At 62.9% G+C, this 19,336-nt stretch carries 16 protein-coding genes; 9 read left to right on the top strand and 7 right to left on the bottom strand.

Going from position 1 to position 19,336, the window contains the following annotated elements; all coding sequences use genetic code 11:
* The first annotated feature begins 1 nt into the window (after window position 1).
* Complete coding sequence (locus tag ACTJGZ_RS07170) at window positions 2-421, top strand: DMT family transporter (RefSeq protein WP_441662255.1); 420 nt, start codon at window positions 2-4, stop codon at window positions 419-421.
* Here the strand turns inward: ACTJGZ_RS07170 and ACTJGZ_RS07165 are convergent.
* From ACTJGZ_RS07165 to ACTJGZ_RS07155, 3 genes are read right to left on the bottom strand one after another with little or no spacing between them, the layout of a single operon-like run.
* Window positions 381-1,334 (bottom strand): hypothetical protein, encoded by a 954-nt coding sequence (locus ACTJGZ_RS07165; RefSeq protein WP_441662254.1) that lies wholly within the window; start codon window positions 1,332-1,334, stop codon window positions 381-383. The two genes, ACTJGZ_RS07170 and ACTJGZ_RS07165, sit on opposite strands and share 41 nt — an antisense overlap.
* Window positions 1,331-2,428, bottom strand: a complete 1,098-nt coding sequence (locus tag ACTJGZ_RS07160) for a GNAT family N-acetyltransferase (RefSeq protein ID WP_441662253.1) — start codon at window positions 2,426-2,428, stop codon at window positions 1,331-1,333. Before ACTJGZ_RS07160 ends, ACTJGZ_RS07165 begins: the two co-directional genes overlap by 4 nt.
* The gene (locus ACTJGZ_RS07155) at window positions 2,428-3,804 is read right to left on the bottom strand and encodes an aspartate aminotransferase family protein (protein WP_441662252.1); all 1,377 of its coding nucleotides are present in this window, start codon (window positions 3,802-3,804) and stop codon (window positions 2,428-2,430) included. The genes ACTJGZ_RS07160 and ACTJGZ_RS07155 overlap by 1 nt, the downstream gene beginning before the upstream one ends.
* Window positions 3,805-4,027: 223 nt before the next feature.
* On the opposite strand from ACTJGZ_RS07155, the gene ACTJGZ_RS07150 reads away from it, so the two are divergent.
* Both ACTJGZ_RS07150 and ACTJGZ_RS07145 read left to right on the top strand, forming a co-directional pair.
* Window positions 4,028-5,200, top strand: a complete 1,173-nt coding sequence (locus ACTJGZ_RS07150; RefSeq protein ID WP_441662251.1) for an efflux RND transporter periplasmic adaptor subunit — start codon at window positions 4,028-4,030, stop codon at window positions 5,198-5,200.
* 13 nt (window positions 5,201-5,213) lie between these two features.
* A complete protein-coding gene (locus tag ACTJGZ_RS07145; RefSeq protein ID WP_441662250.1) occupies window positions 5,214-8,324 on the top strand; it encodes a multidrug efflux RND transporter permease subunit in 3,111 nt (1,036 codons plus the stop codon).
* A 112-nt stretch (window positions 8,325-8,436) separates the two neighbouring features.
* Here the strand turns inward: ACTJGZ_RS07145 and ACTJGZ_RS07140 are convergent, their stop codons facing one another.
* The 4 genes from ACTJGZ_RS07140 to ACTJGZ_RS07125 form a co-directional block, all read right to left on the bottom strand.
* Window positions 8,437-8,895, bottom strand: coding sequence for a GNAT family N-acetyltransferase (locus tag ACTJGZ_RS07140; protein ID WP_441662249.1), 459 nt, complete (start codon window positions 8,893-8,895; stop codon window positions 8,437-8,439).
* Between the two features lie 57 nt (window positions 8,896-8,952).
* Entirely contained in the window at window positions 8,953-9,720 is a 768-nt protein-coding gene (locus ACTJGZ_RS07135; protein ID WP_441662248.1) for an IclR family transcriptional regulator, read from the bottom strand.
* A 153-nt stretch (window positions 9,721-9,873) separates the two neighbouring features.
* Window positions 9,874-10,899 carry a 4-hydroxy-2-oxovalerate aldolase gene (gene dmpG, locus ACTJGZ_RS07130; RefSeq protein WP_441662247.1) on the bottom strand — a complete coding sequence of 342 codons (1,026 nt, stop codon included), beginning with the start codon at window positions 10,897-10,899 and terminating at the stop codon, window positions 9,874-9,876.
* A 14-nt stretch (window positions 10,900-10,913) separates the two neighbouring features.
* A complete protein-coding gene (locus ACTJGZ_RS07125) occupies window positions 10,914-11,867 on the bottom strand; it encodes an acetaldehyde dehydrogenase (acetylating) (RefSeq protein WP_441662246.1) in 954 nt (317 codons plus the stop codon).
* Window positions 11,868-12,489: 622 nt separating this feature from the next.
* On the opposite strand from ACTJGZ_RS07125, the gene ACTJGZ_RS07120 reads away from it, so the two are divergent.
* The 6 genes from ACTJGZ_RS07120 (at window position 12,490) to ACTJGZ_RS07095 (ending at window position 19,280) form a co-directional block, all read left to right on the top strand.
* A complete protein-coding gene (locus ACTJGZ_RS07120) occupies window positions 12,490-13,257 on the top strand; it encodes a MetQ/NlpA family ABC transporter substrate-binding protein (protein WP_441662265.1) in 768 nt (255 codons plus the stop codon).
* A 48-nt stretch (window positions 13,258-13,305) separates the two neighbouring features.
* Window positions 13,306-14,508 (top strand): methionine ABC transporter ATP-binding protein, encoded by a 1,203-nt coding sequence (locus tag ACTJGZ_RS07115; RefSeq protein WP_441662245.1) that lies wholly within the window; start codon window positions 13,306-13,308, stop codon window positions 14,506-14,508.
* Window positions 14,480-15,142, top strand: coding sequence for a methionine ABC transporter permease (locus ACTJGZ_RS07110; RefSeq protein WP_441662244.1), 663 nt, complete (start codon window positions 14,480-14,482; stop codon window positions 15,140-15,142). The genes ACTJGZ_RS07115 and ACTJGZ_RS07110 overlap by 29 nt, the downstream gene beginning before the upstream one ends.
* A gap of 37 nt (window positions 15,143-15,179) precedes the next feature.
* Window positions 15,180-16,457 carry an SfnB family sulfur acquisition oxidoreductase gene (locus tag ACTJGZ_RS07105; protein ID WP_441662243.1) on the top strand — a complete coding sequence of 426 codons (1,278 nt, stop codon included), beginning with the start codon at window positions 15,180-15,182 and terminating at the stop codon, window positions 16,455-16,457.
* Window positions 16,458-16,482: 25 nt separating this feature from the next.
* The gene (locus ACTJGZ_RS07100) at window positions 16,483-17,745 is read left to right on the top strand and encodes an SfnB family sulfur acquisition oxidoreductase (protein WP_441662242.1); all 1,263 of its coding nucleotides are present in this window, start codon (window positions 16,483-16,485) and stop codon (window positions 17,743-17,745) included.
* Between the two features lie 116 nt (window positions 17,746-17,861).
* A complete protein-coding gene (locus ACTJGZ_RS07095) occupies window positions 17,862-19,280 on the top strand; it encodes an LLM class flavin-dependent oxidoreductase (protein ID WP_441662241.1) in 1,419 nt (472 codons plus the stop codon).
* Window positions 19,281-19,336: the final 56 nt, after the last annotated feature.

The following is a 19,336-nucleotide window of genomic DNA, read 5'->3' as shown; positions in this document are numbered from 1 at the left end:
GATGCGGCGCTTCTATCTAATTGGTTTTCTGGTGCTGACGGCTTTCGATACGGTGGCTCAGATCAGTTTCAAGCTGGCGGGCGAGCAGGCTTTGCCATTGGAGTTTTCGACAGCCTGGTTTGCCAGGGTTTTCGGGCAGCCCTGGATTTATGGCGCATTGCTGGGCTATGTGGGGACGTTTTTTACCTGGCTGACCTTGCTCAAGCATGCCCCTATCGGCCCTGCTTTTGCCGCGTCTTATTTGGAACTGGTCGTGGTGCTGATCGTGTCTGCGCTCTGGTTTGGCGAGACGGTCGGCTGGCCCCAGATATTGGGAACCGTGTTTATTCTCGCAGGCATCGCCTGCCTGGCAGTCAGTGAAGCCGCAGCGGCGCCAAAGCTCAACGAACGCGAGCCAGCTGCGCCAGCAGATATTGGTTGAACTCGGCCTGGCGTGCTTGCCAGGCTGGCAGTTCAGTACCGGCCTGGGCCGTGTCCTGGCCGTCGGCTGCGCTCAGCCAGCGCTTCCAGGCGTCGCGGTAACGCCAGACCGAGACTTCGCCGGTGACATCGCTGCCGATGATCTGCCCGCGCAGCGCGTCCAGCAAGGTTTCCAGATGAGCAGGCAGAAAGCGGCCCTGATCCCAATTGGTGCGTACGACCTCGGGGGCAAAGACGTCTTTATCTATGCTCAGATAGCAAGGAAACGGCTGTGAGGCCAAAGCCAGGCTGAGTGCCTGAACCAGAGCGTCAGGGCCGGGAAAAACATGGAACTGCTGGGAGAGCCCCAGCCAGGCGGCCCAGCGGGTATCGACACCCATGCACCAATAACTCAGTTTGCCGGCGCGCAGTGCCTGCAATTGATGTTCCCAGGCGTGCGCCAGCCCGACATCATGGGAGGTAATCCCGGCCACATGGACATGCGCCACTTGGGGGTGCATGGCCAGGCGGCCAACCCAGGACCCGCAGTGTATCCCCCACGGAAAGCGCATATTGTCGGGGTGGTTGTCCAGGACCAGGACACGAATGCGGCCCTGGCGCGCGGCCAGGCAGCGTTCGATGAGCGGCCAGCTCAGGTGATGGAAGTCGCCGCTGCCCATGAACAGGGTGCCATGCTTCGTGGCGGCGGGCATTTGCTGCATGGCTTGCTGCATCCGTTCACGAAAGACACGCAGGCGGCAGCCAAAGCGAACTGCCTCGCGCCAGTCCTGGGGCAGGGCCAGCCTGATTTCGCCCGGCAGGATGCCTACCGAGTCATCGGTGTCCAGAACCAGCGGCGGCAACTGGGCCGGCGGGCTGGCCGAGTTCAGGGCGGCCCTGCCGCTCGGGCCGTCAGAGGCGGGCAGGCAGCTCATGTCCGGGGCGGCGGGGAGGGCGCGGGAGGGTTGGCAGGGATCCACTCGCTATCCTTGACGAAATGATGGGACAGGCGGCGCGCCAGTGCGCGCAGCAGCGGCTGGCGGATGTAAACAGCATGCCGGGTCGGTGTGAAGCGGGCGCCCAGCAGCGCCTTGACGGCCGGATCCGTCCAGCCTGCGACATAGTGGCTCAGGCCCCGTTCCAGCGCGTATTCCAGATTTTCCATCCAGCTGACGAAATACAGGCCGGCCTCGCGGGCAGCGGGATAGGACAGGCCTATGTATTTATCCACCAGCCGTCCATTTTCCTCGAAACAGAGGTTCCAGCCCAGGAACTCACCCGTGGCGCGATGGTGGTATTCGAAGACGATACCGGGCATGGTGGCGTCGCGCAGCACGGCGGCGAAGAAGTCGCGGGTCAGGTGGTCGAAATGGATATCGCTTTGCGCATAGACCGCGGCATAGAGCGCGTAGTAGCGGTCCACAATCTGGTCGCAAGCATAGGCCGGGCCGGTCGCCTGGCGCCGGACTTCGATCTGCGCGCGGTCACGCAGGCGGCGCTTGATATAACGCCGTGCGTCTTTGGCCAGGCTTTGCAGATAGGCATCGCTGTTGGCCATGTCCAGCGGCAAATAGGCCAGCGCCTGTCCATCCATCACGATAAAGCCTTCTGCCTGGCAAGCCTGCGCCAGGCGGTCGGCATAGCGGTTGTCATCCGCAGACAGCAGCGGCGACTGGCAAGGCAGGTCTTTGATGATGGTCAGCGTGTGCCGGCGCCCCAGTTGCTGGCGCACCTGGCGGGCCAGCTGCGCGGGATCCAGCGTCTCTGGCAGCAGCGCATATTCACTGACGGTTGTACCGACGAAAGCCGTGCGCAGAGTCAGCCAGTTCGACCACCAGCGGTAGCCGGGCCAGGCCTGTATCCGCGCCTTGAAGGCATCGTCAGCCGTGGTCAGGAGATTGAAGGGCGCGATGAATGCGGGGGCCGGGCTGTCGTGGACACAACGAAAGCCCGTCGGAGGCTGCGCGGCAAAATGCAGCGGCAGCGCAGCCGGTTCCAGCGCATTGCGCAGCGGTTGGGCTGCTGTCATTACACCTGTTTGGCGCGGGTCAGCAGTTGATCCAGCAGCGCCATGGCTTCGTCGGTTTCAGCGCGGCTGATCATCAGCGAGGGCGCAAAGGTGATGACGTTTTTGTAGTACCCGCCAACATCCAGCACCAGGCCGCGTTTTTCGCCTTGGTAGCTGAGCTCGCCCGCCAGGCCGATATCGACCATTTTATCCAGCAGCGCCTTGTTGGGCGTGAAGCCGTCTTCCGTGCAGATTTCGGCGCGCAGCGCCAGGCCCAGGCCATCCACATCGCCAATTTCGCGGTGGCGTTTTTGCAGGTCGCGCAGGCCGTCGAGGAAATACGCGCCGGCTTCGCGTACCTGGCGGCCGAAGTCGATCTCATGCGTCATCTTCATGACTTCCAGGCCGACCGCCGTGCCCAGCGGGTTGGCGGCGAAGGTGGAATGGGTCGAGCCCGGCGGGAAGACTGTCGGGTTGATCAGTTCTTCCCTGGCCCACAGGCCGGACAGCGGGTTCAGGCCATTGGTGAGCGCCTTGGCAAAGACCAGAACGTCCGGTTTGACACCGAAGTTTTCGACAGACCACAGCGTGCCGGTACGCCAGAAACCCATCTGGATTTCATCGACCACCAGCAGGATGCCGTGCTCATCGAGGACACGCTTGAGGCCGGTGAAAAAGTTGGCGGGCGGAACGACATAGCCGCCAGTGCCCTGAATCGGTTCCACATAGAAAGCGGCGTATTCGCATTGGGATGTCTTGGGGTCCCAGATGGCGTGATATTCGTTTTCGAACTTGCGCTCGAATTCGCGCACGATGGAGTCCGAATATTCTTCCGCCGTCATGCCTTTGGGGCGGCGGAAGGGATAGGGGAAGGGGATGAACTGAGCGCGGTCACCGAAGTGGCCGAAACGGCGGCGGTAGCGGTAGCTGGAAGTAATGCTGGAGGCGCCCAGCGTGCGGCCATGGTAGCCGCCTTCAAAGGCGAACATGAGGCTCTTGCCCTGGCTGGCATTACGCACGACCTTGAGCGAGTCTTCGATCGCCTGAGCGCCGCCCACGTTGAAGTGCACACGGCCTGCGTGGCCCCATTTCTTTTCGGCGTCCTGGGCAATGAAGCGGGCCAGTTCGATTTTGCTGGGATGCAGGTACTGGCTGGCAATTTGCGGCAGGGTATCGAGCTGGCGGCGCATGGCATCTTCCAGGCGCTGATTGCGGTAGCCGAAGTTCACCGCTGAATACCACATCTGCAAATCAAGATAGGGCGTGTCGGCAGCGTCGAACATATAGCTGCCGTCGCAGCGGGTGAAGATCTTGGGCGGATTGACATAGTGCACCGTATCGCCGAAGGAGCAATAGCGGGCTTCGTCTGCCAGCAGGCTGGCGGTATCGAGAGACATGATTCAGGGGACTCCAACAGGGAAACACGGTTTTCAGGCAGTTTGCGCTGCCAAGGTGGACTCTGTGTTGATGGATTGTGTAGGGAGTGTGGAGCGCCTGGCCGGTATGCCGGGCGCTCCATCATTTCTCCATACAGCCGCGACGAAATACGCATGAAAGGACACGAGAATCCTGGCTCGGGCGGTGTTGTGTCTGGCGCTGCCGTTTCAAGAGAAGGTGGGTATGAAGATGAGTCGCATGGCGCGCTGGCAGTGGCTGGCGTTGATACTGATGGCGGGGATGCTGGCGGCATGCAGCCGGCAGGGAGAGGAACCGCAAGTGGCGGCGCTGCCCAAGGTGGCCGTGATGACGATGGCGCCGCAGGACGTGACGCTGGCGGATATTCTGCCGGGCCGCGTGACGGCAGTGCGCACGGCGGATATCCGGCCCCAGGTGACGGGCGTGGTGCAGCGGCGCTTGTTTGAACAGGGGGCGCGGGTCGAGGCGGGCCAGGTGCTGTATCAGATCAATGCTGCGCCGTTCCGGGCGGAGCAGGAAATGGCGCGGGCCGCGTTGCAGCGCGCGCAGGCGGTGCTGGCCCATGAGCAGGCGCAACTGGCGCGTTTGCAGCCTTTGATGCGGGCCGGGGCCGTCAGCCGCCAGGAATTCGATGATGCGGCGGCGCGCCGTACCCAGGCGGCGGCTGATGTGGAACAGGCGCGTGCCGTCTTGGCACGGCGTGAATTGGATGTGCAGTTTGCCAGCGTCGAGGCGCCCATTGGCGGGCGTATCGACCAGGCCATGGTGACGGAAGGGGCGCTGGTCAGCCCGGGCGATACCGCGCCGCTGGCGCGCATCCAGCAGATCGACCAGGTGTATGTCGATGTGCGCCAGCCGGCGGCGGCCCTGGCGGATTTGCGTGCCCATATGGCCGGGCAGGGCGAAGCTGCCAGGACGTTGCCGGCCGAAATCTTGCCGATCCAGGCGGGCGCTGCGGCCTTGCCCGGACAAGTCCTGTTTTCCGGTATCAGTGTGGATCCGGGCACGGGCGATGTCCTGCTGAGAATTCTGGCGGACAACCCGGCGCAACAGCTCTTGCCCGGCCTGTATGTGCGAGTCAAGGTGCCGCGCGGCCACTACCGCCAGGCCTTGATGCTGCCGCAAGAGGCTGTGGTGCGTCAGGGGGGCGGCACCAGCGTGTGGGTCGTTGACGAGGCCGGGCAGGCGCAGCGGGTGCCGGTGCGCCTGGGCGGTTTGCAGGAGCGCCAGTACCTGGTGCTGGATGGGCTGTCTGCCGGCCAGCGTGTGGTGATTGTCGGGCAGGAGCGTCTCGGTCTGGGCATGACGGTGGCGCCGCAGCCCTGGCAAGGGCCGGCTGCCCTGCCGGTGTCTGAGTTTTCTCGGGAGACCCGCTGAAGCGGGGATGTGTATGTCTCAGTTTTTCATCAGGCGCCCGGTGTTTGCCTGGGTGATCGCCCTATTCATTGCCTTGCTCGGGCTGCTGGCGATTCCGCAACTGCCGATTGCGCGTTATCCGTCAGTGGCGCCGCCCAGCGTCAGTTTGTATGCCAGCTATCCGGGGGCGACGCCGCAGACGCTGAATGACTCCGTGATCAGCCTGCTGGAGCGCGAACTGTCGGGCGTCAAGCATTTGCTGTATTTCGAGTCCAGCGTGGATACTTCCGGCTCGGCCCAGATCACTGTGACCTTCGAACCGGGCACCGACCCGGAAATGGCCCAGGTGGATGTGCAGAACCGGATCCGTGCCGTGGAGTCGCGCTTGCCGCAGGCGGTTCGCCAGAATGGCATACAGGTGGAGTCCGCATCGTCCAGTTTTCTGATGCTGGTGGGCCTGGTCTCGCCAGACGGCAGTTTTGACGAAGGGCAGCTCAATGACTACATGGCGCGCAGCGTGGTCGAAGATCTGCGCCGGATTGATGGCGTAGGCCGCGTGCAGCTGTATGGCGCGGAAAGCGCCATGCGGGTCTGGGTGTATCCGGCCAGCCTGCTGGCTTATGGCTTGGGCCTGAGCGACATTACCCGCGCGATCGAACAGCAGAATTTGCAGATCGCGCCGGGCCGGGTCGGGGATGCGCCTGCGGTGCCGGGGCAGCGCGTGTCGGTGCCGCTGACGGTACAGGGCCAATTGACGGATGTGGCGGCGTTCGAGCAAATCGTCCTGCGTGCCGGGGCGGATGGCGCGCGCGTGTTGCTGCGCGATGTCGCGCGGGTGGAGCTGGGGTCGCAGGATTACAGCTTTGGCACGCGGCAAAATGGCCGCTATGCCACGTTCGCGTCGATTCAGATGTCGCCAGGCGCTAATGCCGTCAGAACGGCCCAGTCGGTGCAGGACAGACTGGAAGAATTGCGCTCTACCTTGCCGCCAGGCATGGAACCGGCCATTGCTTTCAACACGGCGCCGTTCGTCAAAATATCCATCGAAAAAGTCGTGCAGACGCTGCTGGAAGCCATGGCCCTGGTGTTCCTGGTCATGCTGCTGTTCCTGCAGAATATCCGCTACACGCTGATCCCGGCGATAGTGGCGCCGATAGCCCTGCTGGGCACCTTTGCCGTCATGCTGGTGCTGGGCTATTCCATCAACGTGCTGACCATGTTCGGCATGGTGCTGGCGATCGGGATCATCGTGGATGATGCCATCGTGGTGGTGGAAAATGTCGAGCGGCTGATGGCGGAGGAGGGGCTGGCGCCGCCAGCAGCCACGGCCAAGGCCATGCGGGAGATCAGCGGCGCGGTGGTGGGAATTACGCTGGTGCTGACAGCCGTCTTCATCCCCATGGCTTTTGCCAGCGGGGCGGTCGGGGTGATCTATCGCCAGTTCACGGTGTCGATGGCAGTGTCCATCCTGTTTTCCGCGTTTCTGGCACTGAGCCTGACGCCGGCACTGTGCGCGACTCTGCTGCGTCCGGTCAGTTCGCGCCCGGACGAGCGCAAAGGGGTGTACGGCCTGTTCAATCGGGGCTTTGCGCGCATGACGGCTGGCTATGAGCGGGGAGTGAAACGATTGGTCCGGCGCAGCGGCCGGATCATGCTGCTATGGGGATTGCTGTGCGTGGGCGTGGTGCTGGCGTTCCGCGCCGTGCCGACCGCATTTCTGCCCGAAGAAGATCAGGGCTATTTCATGACATCCATACAGCTGCCTGCCGAGGCCACGCGCGAGCGCACGCTGGAAGTTGTGCAGCTGTATGAAGCGCATGTGGCGGCACGGCCGGGCGTCGAATCCAATTTGTCCATTCTGGGATTCAGTTTTTCCGGTTCGGGGCCGAATGCCGCGATGGCTTTTACCTCGCTGAAGGATTGGCGCGACCGGCCAGGCCTGCATGTGTATGAAGAGGTGCTGCGCGCCAAGGCCGCCATGGAAGAGGCGCCCGAGGGCATCATCATCAGCCTGATGCCGCCAGCCATTGACGAGCTGGGGACGTCATCCGGCTTTACCTTGAATCTGCAGGACCGGACGGGCCTGGGACAGCAGGCGCTTTATGCGGCGGAGCAGCAGTTGCTGGAGTTGGCGCGCCATAGCCCGTTGTTGCAGGAGGTGCATACCGAAGGGCAGCCGCCCGGCCAGAGCGTGCGCTTGGTGATAGACCGGCAAAAGGCCCAGGCGCTGGGGGTCGCCGTGACGGATATCAGCGATACCCTGTCAGTGGCCATGGGCTCGCTGTATGTGAACGATTTTCCTAATGCCGGGCGGATGCAGCAGGTGATTGTGCAGGCCGACGCCGAATCGCGCATGCAGGTGGATGATGTCTTGCGGCTGAATGTCCGTAACCTGGCCGGGGGCATGATGCCGCTGAGCGAAGTGGTGACGGTTGAATGGGTGGAGCAGGCCTTGCAGTTGCAGCGCTTTCAGGGCATGCCCGCCGTGCGGATTGCCGGTATGCCAGCCGCAGGCGTTTCCAGCGGTGATGCCATGGCGGAAATGGAACGGCTGGCGCGCAAACTGCCGCCCGGTTTTGCGCTGGCCTGGTCGGGGGAATCCTTGCAGCAATTGCAATCTGCTGCCGATGCGCCCGCCCTGATGCTGCTGTCCATGCTGGTGGTCTTTCTGGTGCTGGCCGCCTTGTACGAAAGCTGGACGGTTCCGCTGGCGGTGATGCTGGTGGTGCCGCTGGGGATCCTGGGCGCGCTGCTGGCCGTTCTGGGGCTGGGGATGAGCAATGATGTCTTTTTCAAGGTAGGGCTGATCACCATCATCGGCCTGTCGGCGAAGAATGCGATTCTGATCGTGGAGTTTGCGCGCCAGCTGCTGGAACAGGGGCATGCCCTGCGGGAGGCGGCGGTCATGGCGGCGCGGCTGCGCTTGCGCCCCATTTTGATGACCTCGCTGGCGTTTGCGCTGGGTGTGCTGCCGCTGGTGCTGGCCTCCGGGGCCAGCGCGGAAACGCAGCAGGCCATCGGCGTCGGGGTGCTGGGCGGGATGATCAGCGGCACGGTGCTGGCGGTATTGGGTGTGCCTGCCTTTTTCGTGTTTGTCGTGGGCAGCCAGCGCCGTTGGCGCGCTGCCCGGGCCCGCCGCGCCTGACGCTGGCCGCCGCCGGCCGCATCGCGGCTGGCGGCTGGCAATTCGCGATTAGCGATTAGCAGTTCGCAATTCGCGATTGGCAATTGCCGCCTGCCACTTGCCAGACGGACGATCAGCGTGAAAGGGGCAAGCTCAGGATATGGTCCCCGACCTCGTCGGATTCGCCGGTGTGCGTCCAGCCCAGGTGGCGGTAAAAACCGTAGGAGCGGACAGCCGGATCGCTGGAGCAGGCCAGGAACAGCTGCCGAAAGCCCAGCGCGGCAAACGTTTCAACGAGGCTGGCCAGCAGGCGGCGCCCCAGGCCCTGGCCTTCATATTGCGGCAGCAGCGCCAGAACCATGATTTCGCCGCTGTCACGATCGCCGAAACAGTAACCCGCCATGGTCTGGCCATCCCAGGCGATCTGCCCGATGAGTTCGCCGCTTTCAATGCCTGCGCGCCAGCTTTCCACGGTAATGCCCAGCGCCGCCAGTTCGTCGGCGCTGAAGGCGTTTTCACGCGTGAGCGCCCGGATGCGCAGGCATTCGGCAGCAGTATCCGGGGTGGCGGGGCGAAGCAGGATGGCAGACATGAGGCTGGGCTTTGAAAAGAAGGTAAGAATGGCGGTTCCGTCCCGCTGGCGGGAATTTTAGAATTGCCCGCCCAGCGCTTCGCTGATTTGGCGGGCCGCCAGCTGGACGACGGGGATGAGAGACTGCATGCGTTCATCATCCGTGTAGGGGGCGGTGCCGGTGACGCTGATAGCGGCAATGATGCGGTTGCTGATGTCGCGCACCGGTGCCGCCACACAGCGGATGCCCGCGGCATTTTCTTCGAGGTCCATGCTGTAGCCGCCTTGGGCATAGCGTTGCATCATGCGCATCCACGCTTCCAGCGGAATCTGGATGTCGCCCCGGCTGGCGTCATGTTCGTAGCGCAGCCGCCATTGCTCTTCGGTTTCGTCGAGGATCAATGATTTGCCGACACCAGTGCCGCAGATGGGCTTGCGCCCGCCGATGCGGGTGTTGACCTGCACCGGGCGCTGGCCGCCGATTTTGTCCAGATAAATGATGCCATTGCCATCCAGAGAGGCCAGGTGCACGGTGTCCTGTGTTTGCTCCGCGAGCCGTTCCAGATGCGGGCGGGCGCAACTGGTGAGGGTGGATTCACGGTAGGCGGCAAAGCCCAGTTCCAGCAGACGGTTGCCAAGACGGTAGCCGCGGCGCGGTTCGAAGTGCAGATAGCGCGCCTGCACCAGCGCAGAGGCCAGCCGGTGGGTGGTGCTGAAACTGACGCCGGTACGCGTTGCAATGGCCTGCACGGTGACGCAGCCATCGGCAACGGCATCAATGATGTCCAGGCCGCGAAACAGGGTTTGGCTGGCCAGGGAACGGGGGGCAGGGGCAGTCGTTGACATAGTGGGGGCTATTCTACCCGGGGGCGGGCAGCCTGAACGGGACGCGAAACGGAACATGAAAAAGCAAAAGCCGGTGCAGGGCGGCACCGGCTTTTTTGAGGCAGGCCGGGCGGCGCGCATGGCGCGCCGCGCAGTCTGTCTGGTGTGTCAGGCTCAGGCCGGCTGTTTCAGCAGATCCAGGGCCACGTCCACGATCATGTCTTCCTGGCCGCCGACCATGCGGCGCTTGCCCAGTTCGACCAGAATATCGACAGTGCTCAGGCCATACTTCTTGGCGGCAACCTCTGCGTGACGCAGGAAGCTGGAGTACACGCCAGCGTAGCCCAGCGCCAGGGTTTCGCGGTCCACGCGCACCGGGCGGTCCTGCAACGGGCGCACGATGTCGTCGGCCGCATCCATCAGGGTGTAGAGGTCGGTGCCGTGGTTCCAGCCCAGGCGCTCGGCCGCGGCGATGAAGACTTCCAGCGGCGCGTTGCCTGCGCCCGCGCCCATACCGGCCAGGCTGGCGTCAATGCGGTCGCAGCCTTCTTCCACGGCGACGATGGAGTTGGCGACACCCAGCGACAGATTGTGGTGGGCGTGCATGCCGGTCGTGGTTTCAGGCTTGAGGACAGCCTTCAGCGCGCGGAAACGGTCACGCACATCCTGCATGCCCAGCGCGCCGCCCGAGTCCACGACATAAATGGTGGTGGCGCCGTAGCTTTCCATCTTCTTGGCTTCGACCGCCAGGTTTTCCGGCGTGGTCATGTGGCTCATCATCAGGAAGCCGACCGTGTCCATGCCCAGTTCGCGGGCACGTTCGATGTGCTGCTTGGAAACATCGGCTTCCGTGCAGTGCGTGGCGACGCGGACAATGCTGGCGCCGGCCTTGTGGGCATTTTCCAGGTCATGGATGGTGCCAATGCCGGGCAGCAGCAGCGTGGCGATCTTCGAATGGCTCAGTTCGCCCGCGACCGCTTCTATCCATTCCAGATCGGTATGCGCGCCAAAGCCGTAGTTGAAGCTCGAACCTTGCAGGCCGTCGCCGTGCGCCACTTCGATGGAATCGACCTTGGCTTTGTCCAGGGCGCGCGCGATGTCCTTGACGTTCTGGATGGAGTACTGATGGCGGATCGCGTGGCTGCCGTCGCGCAGCGTCACGTCGGAAATATAGAGTTTCTTGCCGGGATTGAAGGTCATGATTGGTCTCCCCCTCAGGCGTTGATGATGGACTCAGCCATGCTTTCAGCAGTGGCCAGCGCGGCGGAGGTCATGATGTCCAGGTTGCCGGCGTAGGCGGGCAGGTAGTGCGCCGCGCCTTCGACTTCAAGGAACACCGAGGTCTTCAGACCGCTGAACTTGCCCAGGCCGGGGATATTCAGGGGCGCTTCCGGCGGGATGACGTCGAATTGCACTTTTTGCTTCAGGCGGTAGCCCGGCACATAGGCATGGACGGCAGCCGCCATGTCTTCGATGGATTTTTCCACCTTGGCCTGGTCAGCGGCTTCGCTCAGCACATAGACCGTGTCGCGCATGATGAGTGGCGGCTCGGCCGGATTCAGCACGATGATGGCCTTGCCCTTGGCAGCGCCGCCAACTTGTTCGATGGCGCGCGAAGTGGTTTCGGTGAATTCGTCGATATTGGCGCGGGTGCCGGGGCCGGCCGATTTGCTGGCGATGGAGGCCACGATTTCCGCATAGTGAACCTTGGCCACGCGGGAAACAGCAGCCACCATCGGGATGGTGGCCTGGCCGCCGCAGGTGACCATGTTCACATTGGCTTCATTGATGTGGTCGTTCAGGTTGACGACGGGCACGCAATAGGGGCCGATGGCGGCGGGCGTCAGGTCGATGACGCGGATGCCCGGCTTGGCTTCGCGCAGCCGCTTGTCGTTCTTGATATGGGCGCCAGCGCTGGTGGCGTCGAACACGAAGTCGATATCGGCAAAAACGGGCAGTTTGATGAGCCCTTCGACGCCTTCGTGCGTCGTGGCGACACCCAGGCGCGCGGCGCGCGCCAGGCCGTCAGAGGCAGGGTCGATGCCGACCATTGCGCCCATTTCCAGGTTCTTGCCATGCCGCAATATCTTGATCATCAGGTCCGTGCCGATATTGCCGGAACCGATGATCGCGGCCTTGAGTTTTTTCTCTGCCACGTCAGTCTCCATCACCAGGCCGCGCGGCGCGCGGGCCTTTTTATATGTTCCGCGGCTGCCCGGATGACGGCCGCTGTGTTGCGATCCCGCCGCCCACGGCGCCGGGAACAGGACAAAGATTAACGTGGCCGCCATGATTTATCAACATATAAGATGTGTTCTCACATATTGAGAATTATAGCGGGGTGGCGCAGGCGCCGGGCCAGCGGCTGGCCGCATCCGCCTGCCATGGCTTTGTCTGCCGCTGAGCGCAGAGAACCGCGGCAGACAGCAATGGCAAACCCGGGAATTCAAATGCATGAATTGGGATTTCTATATAAGGCCGGGTTATAGAAAACTGCAATATGAGATCCGCGCAATGGGACTGGCATATAAGGAAATAAATAAACAGTAGTGGTGCCGGTGCCGCAATTGCGGGTTCAATCAATTCTGAGTGCAGGGGGTATGCCGGCCTTGCCGTCAGGGCAAGGTACTTTGACGCGATTGGCAGGCGCGCAGCGCAATCGCTGCCCTGTTTGGCATCGCAGCGCAAACTGCCGCAATGTTTATTGCGGCAGGCATGGATTGAATCTATTTCAGGGGTCGCATCATGTTGAGTCATATCAAGCAGTTTTTGCTGGCCAGTGCCATCGCCATGGCGGTCATGCCCGCGCAATCGGCAGAAAAGCTGCGTATTGGCGTGGTGCCGGGGGCGTATGCCGATTCCATCAATGCTGCGGCCAAGGAAGCACGGGCCCAGGGAATAGAGGTGGAGGTTATCGAATTCACCGATTGGACAACGCCGAATGTGGCTGTCAATAATGGTGATATCGACATCAATTATTTCCAGCATCAGCCTTTTTTGAATAATGCGATTGCCAAGCAGGGATTCAAATTGCGCAGCGCTGATACCGGCATTCTGGCGAATGTTGGCTTGTATTCCCTCAAACATAATGATGTGAATGCTGTGCCGCTGAATGGCAAAGTGGGTATTGCTAATGATCCGGTGAATCAGGGGCGCGGCCTGTTGTTATTGCAGAAAGCCGGATTGATTAAATTGAAACCGGACGTCGGATATCTGGGAACCCTCGACGATATTGTTGAAAATCCCAGGAACCTGAGTTTTGTCGAGGTGGAAGGCCCGCAATTGGTGCGTATTACCGGGGATGTCGATATCGCCCAGGGATATCCGCATTTCATTGTGGCGGCTCAGGCATTCGATCCTTCCAGCGGCCTGGCGTATTCGGGCATTGAGGACGCGCAGTTCGCGATCCAGTTTGTCGTCAAGGAAGGCCGGGAACAGGATCCGCTCATCCGCCAGTTCATCGGCATCTATCAGCAATCCCCCGAGGTCAAGGCCGTGACGCGCCAGTCATTCAATAACGATGACCGTCTGTACACGCTGGCCTGGACACGCAAGTAAGAACCGCTGCGCGGCGCCTGGGAGGGCGTCCTTTATCAAGGAATCAATATGACGCTTACGACCGCCTTGCGGCGCAGTCTTTCTCAAGGGGATGTCTTCGATGGCGGTTACGCGGTCGGCAATGATGTCCTGCACGAGCCTTTGCCGGTAGCGGAGATCCGCGCACAAACCGTCGCGGCGGGCGCAGGCTCGGTCTCTTTCCGCCAGGTCGGCAAGACCTATCATTCATCGGCCGGAGCGGTCGCGGCGCTGGAGGATATCAATCTCGATATTCCGGCGGGCAGTATCTTCGGCATCATCGGCCGCAGCGGCGCCGGAAAGTCCAGCCTGTTGCGCACGATCAACCGCCTGGAGCAGCCGACCAGCGGGCAGGTGCTGGTGGATGGCGCGGATATCGGCCGCTTGAGTGAAAGCGGGCTGGTGCAATTGCGCCGCCGGATCGGCATGATTTTTCAGCACTTCAATCTGCTGTCGGCCAAAACCGTCTTTGACAATGTGGCCTTGCCGCTGACGGTTGCCGGTTTGCCGCGCGCGCAAATCAAGTCGCGCGTGCAGGAACTCTTGGCTTTGGTGGGCTTGCAGGATAAGCAGGACACTTACCCTGGCCGCCTGTCCGGCGGGCAGAAGCAGCGCGTCGGCATTGCGCGGGCGCTGGCGACGCACCCTGAAATTTTGCTTTGCGACGAGGCCACTTCCGCGCTGGACCCGGAAACGACGCACGCCATTCTGGCGCTGTTGCGCGATATCAACCGCCGCCTGGGCATTACCGTCATTCTGATCACGCATGAAATGAGCGTCATCCGCGAGATTGCCGATCAGGTGCTGGTGCTGGAACAGGGGCGCATCGTCGAGCAAGGGGAAGTCTGGAAAGTCTTTGGCGCGCCCAGGCATGCGGCGACGCGGGCCTTGCTCGCGCCCTTGCAGCATGGCCTGCCGGACGATTTGCAGGCCCGGCTGCTGCAGCGGCCGCCAGCCTCGGGCCGTTATGAACAAATCCTGGCGCTGGACTATAGCGGCGAAAGCGGCCTGGAACCGGATTTCCTGCGGATTGCCCAGGCGCTGCCTGGCGACCAGCGTCTGATCCATGGCGGTGTGGACCGCATTCAGGGCCATGCCCATGGCCGCCTGCTGCTGGCTCTGGACGGCAAGACGCTGTTGCCGGATCTTCATTCCCTGACGCGCGGCCCGGCGGCCATCGCTCATCACATCGAGGTTATCGGCTATGTCGCTGACGCTATCCATTCCCGCTGAACGCTACTGGCAAGCCTTGTCCGACACCTTGATGATGGTCGGGGTGTCGGGCGTCATTGCCCTGGCTGCCGGTGTGCCTTTGGCCATTTTGCTGATCGTGACGGCGCCTGGCGGTTTCCTGGCGTCACCCCGGGTGAACCGGGCCATTGGCAGCGTAGTCAATGGGTTCCGCGCAACGCCTTTCATTGTGCTGCTGGTCGCCTTGATTCCTTTTACCCGGCTGGTGGCGGGCACCACTATCGGCGTCTGGGCGGCCATTGTGCCGCTGGCCATCAGCGCCACGCCGTTTTTCGCCCGTATTGCCGAAGTCAGCCTGCGCGAGGTCGATCCCGGTTTGATTGAAGCGGCGCAGGCCATGGGCTGCAAAAAATGGAGCATCGTGCGCCATGTGTATTTGCCGGAGGCGCTGCCGGGCATCGTGGGGGGCTTCACCATCACCGTGGTCGCGCTGATCAGTTCTTCGGCCATGGCCGGGGCGGTCGGCGCCGGCGGCTTGGGGGATTTGGCCATCCGCTATGGCTATCAGCGCTTTGATACCCAGGTCATGCTGATCGTAATCGCCGTGCTGATCGCGCTGGTGTCCGTGGTGCAGGCTGGCGGAGATGCCTATGTGCGTTGGCTGCGCAGCCGTTGAATACGCTGGACTCAACCCTGGGACGGAGAGGCTGCCCATGAGCAAGCTTGAAAACAGTCAGGCCCGCCTGACCGCCGCATCATCGACGCTGGAACCGGCGCGTTTGCCGCTGCCGCCGCGTGCGCCGCACCGGATCGCCAGCGAAGCGCAAGCGCTGGAGGTTGCCGCGCGCCTGGCCGCATCGTTCCGCCAGACGGCGGCCCAGCGCGACAGGGAGCGCCGTCTGCCCTGGGATGAAATCGAAAGCTATACCGCCAGCGGCCTGGGCGCCATTACGATTCCCCGCGCCTACGGTGGCCTGGAAGCTTCCTATGAAACGCTGGCGCAGGTGTTTGCGACGCTCTGCGCGGCCGACCCCTCACTGGGCCAGATTCCGCAAAACCATTTTGCCCTGATCCAGAATCTGCGGGATACCGGCAGCGCTGCGCAGCAGGCGCGCTGGTTCCGCGCCGTGCTCGACGGGCACCGTTTCGGCAACGCCGGGCCGGAGCGCAAGGCCAGGGCGGCGCATCTGCATCAGGCGACTGCCCGCCTGCATCGTGATGCGCAAGGCGGGCTGCGGGTCAGCGGCACGCGTTTTTATTCGACGGGCGCGATTTTCGCGCACTGGATTCCTTTCCGGGCGGTCGATGAAGCAGAAAGGCCGGTGCAGGTCTGGGTGCGGCGCGATGCCCCGGGGGTGCATGTGATTGACGATTGGCGTTCGTTTGGCCAGCGCACCACGGCCAGCGGCAGCGTGGTATTTGATGCCGTCGCGGTCGCGCCCGATGATGTCGTGGCGCTGTGGCGTCATGCCGACACGCCCAATCTGTCCGGCCCGGTCTCGCAGTTGATTCAGGCGGCCATAGATGCTGGCATTGCGCAGGGCGCTCTGGCGGACGGGCTGGCATTCGTGCGCGAAAAAAGCCGGCCATGGATAGACGCCGGGGTCAGCCGCGCTGCCCTGGATCCCCACTTGATCCAGGAAGTGGGGCAGTTGCAGGTCGAGGTTGAAGCGGCCTACGCCGTATTGCTGGAAAGCGCCAGGACGTTGGATGAACTGGCCGCCCTGGCGGCTGTGGACGCCGCGGCTGCCGCGCGGGCCTCGGTAGCGGTGGCGGAGGCCAAAATCTTGACGACCGAGGCCGCGCTGGCGGCCAGCGAACAGTTGTTCGCGCTGGCAGGGTCATCGGCGACGCGCGCCGCGCATAACCTGGACCGTCATTGGCGTAATGCGCGTGTGCATACGTTGCATGACCCGGTGCGCTGGAAATATCACCTCCTGGGCAATTACTTGCTCAATGGCGTGCTGCCGCGGCGGCATCAATGGAATTAGGCGGACGGGCGGGGAGGACACCGGGATGACACGATATGAGGATGTGGCGCTGCCGCAGGACACTGACATACTGGCGGTAGCGGCGGCGCCCGCTGCGGCCCCGCCGGCGGCGGTTATCACCGATGCGGCGCAAGCGTTGCAGGTGGCCCGGCAGTTGGCGGAAACGCTGGCAGTAGAGGCCGTGCGCCGCGACCGCGAGCGTATATTGCCCTGGCGCGAAGTGGAGGCATTCAGCCGTAGCGGGCTTTGGGGCATTACGGTTCCCAAGGCCTATGGCGGCGCAGGGGTGTCTGCTGCGGTGCTGGCGCAAGTGGTGGCGCTGATTGCCGCTGCCGATGGCAATTTCGGCCATATCCCGCAAAACCATTTCTATGCGCTGGAAGTGCTGCGGGTGGGCGGTTCGGCGGAGCAGCAGGCTTTTTTCTATGACCGTGTGCTGCGTGGTGAACGGCTGGGCAACGCCCTGGCGGAAATCGGCCACAAGGATTTCAAGCGGCGCACGCGTTTAGTGCGCGAGCGCGATGGCTGGTATGTCGAAGGCAGCAAGTTCTATTGCACGGGCGCCATTTTCGCGCACTGGATACCGACGCTGGTGACGGCGCAGGATGCCGATGCGCAACGGCAATACCTGGTATTCGTGCCGCGGGCAGCCGCAGGCGTGGAAATCACCGATGACTGGGATGGTTTCGGCCAGCGCGTGACGGGCAGCGGCTCGGTCCGCTTGAACCGGGTGCGGGTGGACCCCGGCTGGGTGGTGCCATTTCAGACTTCATTTGAGACGCCGACGACCATAGGCCCGTTTGCGCAGATCATTCATGCCGCGCTGGATGCCGGCATTGGCCATGGCGCGCTGGCGGCCACCTTGCCCTTTGTGCGCGAGCAGGCGCGCCCGTGGATAGATGCAGGCGTTGAACGCGCCAGCGATGACCCTTTGCTTTTGCAGCAATTGGGTAATGTCCATGTGCGTCTGCGAGCGGCTGACGCCCTGATCGCCCGCGCAGCCCGGCTGGTCGATGCGGCGCAGGCGGCGCCGGATGAAGCCAGCGTGGCGCGCGCGTCGATTGCCGTGGCCCAGGCCAAGGCGCTGAGTACCAGCGCCAGCCTGCTGGCCGGCAGCAAACTGTTTGAACTGGCCGGAACCGGCGCCACGCTGGATGATCTGGGGCTGGACCGGTTCTGGCGTAACGCCAGAGTGCATACCCTGCATGATCCGGTGCGCTGGAAATACCACGCGATAGGCAACTATGCCCTCAATGGCATTTATCCGCCGCGCCACGGCGCGCTTTGATGGCACAGGATGCTGACCGACAAACACTCGCCAGCTGTGCGCGAGACCATCAGGACGTTCTATCAGAACGAGCCCAGGCTGTACTGCCTGGCTTGGCTGCAACCGTGAGCACCGTCATGCCGCAATCGAAAAAGCAGATTCACGTCAACGCTTTCAATATGAACTGCGTGGGCCATATTCACCATGGCCTGTGGACGCATCCGCGTGATCGCTCCACGGAGTACCACACCCTGAAATACTGGACGGATATCGCCAGAACGCTGGAGCAAGGCCTGTTTGACGGCCTCTTCATTGCTGATGTGGTGGGCTATTACGATGTCTATCAAGGCAATGCCGATCTGACTTTGCGCGAGGCCGTGCAACTGCCGGTGAACAATCCCTGGCTGCTGGTATCCGCGATGGCGGCTGTTACCGAGCATCTCGGTTTCGGCGTCACGGCCACGGTGGGGGCGCTCAATCCCTATACTTTCGCGCGCGATGTTTCCACGCTGGATCAGTTGAGCAATGGCCGCATCGGCTGGAATATTGTGACGGGCTATGTGGATAGCGGCGCCCGGGGATTGGGCCAGGATGGCCTGGCTGAGCATGATGCCCGCTATGACCGCGCCGATGATTTCCTGACGCTGGCCTATAAGCTCTGGGAGGGCAGCTGGGAAGATGGCGCAGTGATTGCCGACCGCGCCCGGCGGATTCATGCCCTGCCGGAGAAAGTGCATGCCGTCCGGCATGAGGGGCCGTTTTACCGCAGCCATGCGATTCATATGAGCGCGCCTTCACCGCAGCGCACGCCTGTGTTGTTCCAGGCGGGCGCTTCCTCTCGCGGGCGCAGGTTTGCCGGGCAGCATGCCGAAGGGATTTTCATCGGTGCGGCGACGCCTGCCGCGGCCCGCGAAACGTCGCGGCGCCTGCGTCAGGCGGCGGCGGAGGCTGGCCGCGACCCGGCGGCGCTCAAAATTTATGTGGGCGTGGCGGTCGTGGTGGGGCAGACCGAAGCCGAAGCCCAGGAAAAATATGCGGATTATCTGAGTCATGCCAGTGCGGAAGGCGGCCTGGCGCACTTTGCCGCCAGCACCGGGGTGGATTTTTCACGCTATGGCCTGGATGAACCGATTCAGTATGGCCAGAGCAATGCCATTCAGTCGGCGGCCCAGGCGGCTCAACAACAGGGCTGGACGACACGCCGCCAGCTGCTGGAACAGTTCGGGCTGGGCAGCCGCTATCAAACCATTGTTGGAGATGCGGTGCAGGTGGCCGATGCGCTGGAACGCTGGATGGACGAGGGGGAGATAGACGGCTTCAACCTGACGCGCATCGTGGTGCCCGAAACCTGGGAAGACTTTGCCCGTTTCGTTGTGCCCGAGCTGCAGAGCCGGGGACGTTACCGTACCGCTTATGCGCCGGGCACTTTGCGGCAGAAACTATTTGGCCAGGGCGACCGCTTGCCGGATCGCCATCCTGCGGCGCAATGGCGCGTGCAGCCTGGGCCTGGGCAAGCGCAGGCGGCGCAGGCTGCCGCGGCCGAGGCGCAGCCATGAAACCGACAGCGCAAAGCGCCACGTCCCAGCGGCCAGAGGGCGCGCGGCGCGGATGG

The organism is Kerstersia sp., from assembly GCF_052103615.1.
Classification (GTDB): Bacteria; Pseudomonadota; Gammaproteobacteria; order Burkholderiales; family Burkholderiaceae_B; genus Kerstersia.
This window is presented reverse-complemented; position numbering and strand designations above follow the sequence as displayed.

Excerpts from the sequence above, each read along its gene's own strand:
- ACTJGZ_RS07140 (WP_441662249.1), bottom strand. The coding sequence starts at position 8,895 with ATGTCTGCCATCCTGCTTCGCCCCGCCACCCCGGATACTGCTGCCGAA.
- ACTJGZ_RS07100 (WP_441662242.1), top strand. The coding sequence starts at position 16,483 with ATGACACGATATGAGGATGTGGCGCTGCCGCAGGACACTGACATACTG.
- ACTJGZ_RS07110 (WP_441662244.1), top strand. The coding sequence starts at position 14,480 with ATGTCGCTGACGCTATCCATTCCCGCTGAACGCTACTGGCAAGCCTTG.
- ACTJGZ_RS07125 (WP_441662246.1), bottom strand. The coding sequence starts at position 11,867 with ATGGAGACTGACGTGGCAGAGAAAAAACTCAAGGCCGCGATCATCGGT.
- dmpG (WP_441662247.1), bottom strand. The coding sequence starts at position 10,899 with ATGACCTTCAATCCCGGCAAGAAACTCTATATTTCCGACGTGACGCTG.
- ACTJGZ_RS07105 (WP_441662243.1), top strand. The coding sequence starts at position 15,180 with ATGAGCAAGCTTGAAAACAGTCAGGCCCGCCTGACCGCCGCATCATCG.
- ACTJGZ_RS07165 (WP_441662254.1), bottom strand. The coding sequence starts at position 1,334 with ATGAGCTGCCTGCCCGCCTCTGACGGCCCGAGCGGCAGGGCCGCCCTG.
- ACTJGZ_RS07145 (WP_441662250.1), top strand. The coding sequence starts at position 5,214 with ATGTCTCAGTTTTTCATCAGGCGCCCGGTGTTTGCCTGGGTGATCGCC.
- ACTJGZ_RS07150 (WP_441662251.1), top strand. The coding sequence starts at position 4,028 with ATGAAGATGAGTCGCATGGCGCGCTGGCAGTGGCTGGCGTTGATACTG.
- ACTJGZ_RS07095 (WP_441662241.1), top strand. The coding sequence starts at position 17,862 with ATGCCGCAATCGAAAAAGCAGATTCACGTCAACGCTTTCAATATGAAC.
- ACTJGZ_RS07155 (WP_441662252.1), bottom strand. The coding sequence starts at position 3,804 with ATGTCTCTCGATACCGCCAGCCTGCTGGCAGACGAAGCCCGCTATTGC.
- ACTJGZ_RS07135 (WP_441662248.1), bottom strand. The coding sequence starts at position 9,720 with ATGTCAACGACTGCCCCTGCCCCCCGTTCCCTGGCCAGCCAAACCCTG.
- ACTJGZ_RS07115 (WP_441662245.1), top strand. The coding sequence starts at position 13,306 with ATGACGCTTACGACCGCCTTGCGGCGCAGTCTTTCTCAAGGGGATGTC.
- ACTJGZ_RS07120 (WP_441662265.1), top strand. The coding sequence starts at position 12,490 with ATGGCGGTCATGCCCGCGCAATCGGCAGAAAAGCTGCGTATTGGCGTG.
- ACTJGZ_RS07170 (WP_441662255.1), top strand. The coding sequence starts at position 2 with ATGCGGCGCTTCTATCTAATTGGTTTTCTGGTGCTGACGGCTTTCGAT.
- ACTJGZ_RS07160 (WP_441662253.1), bottom strand. The coding sequence starts at position 2,428 with ATGACAGCAGCCCAACCGCTGCGCAATGCGCTGGAACCGGCTGCGCTG.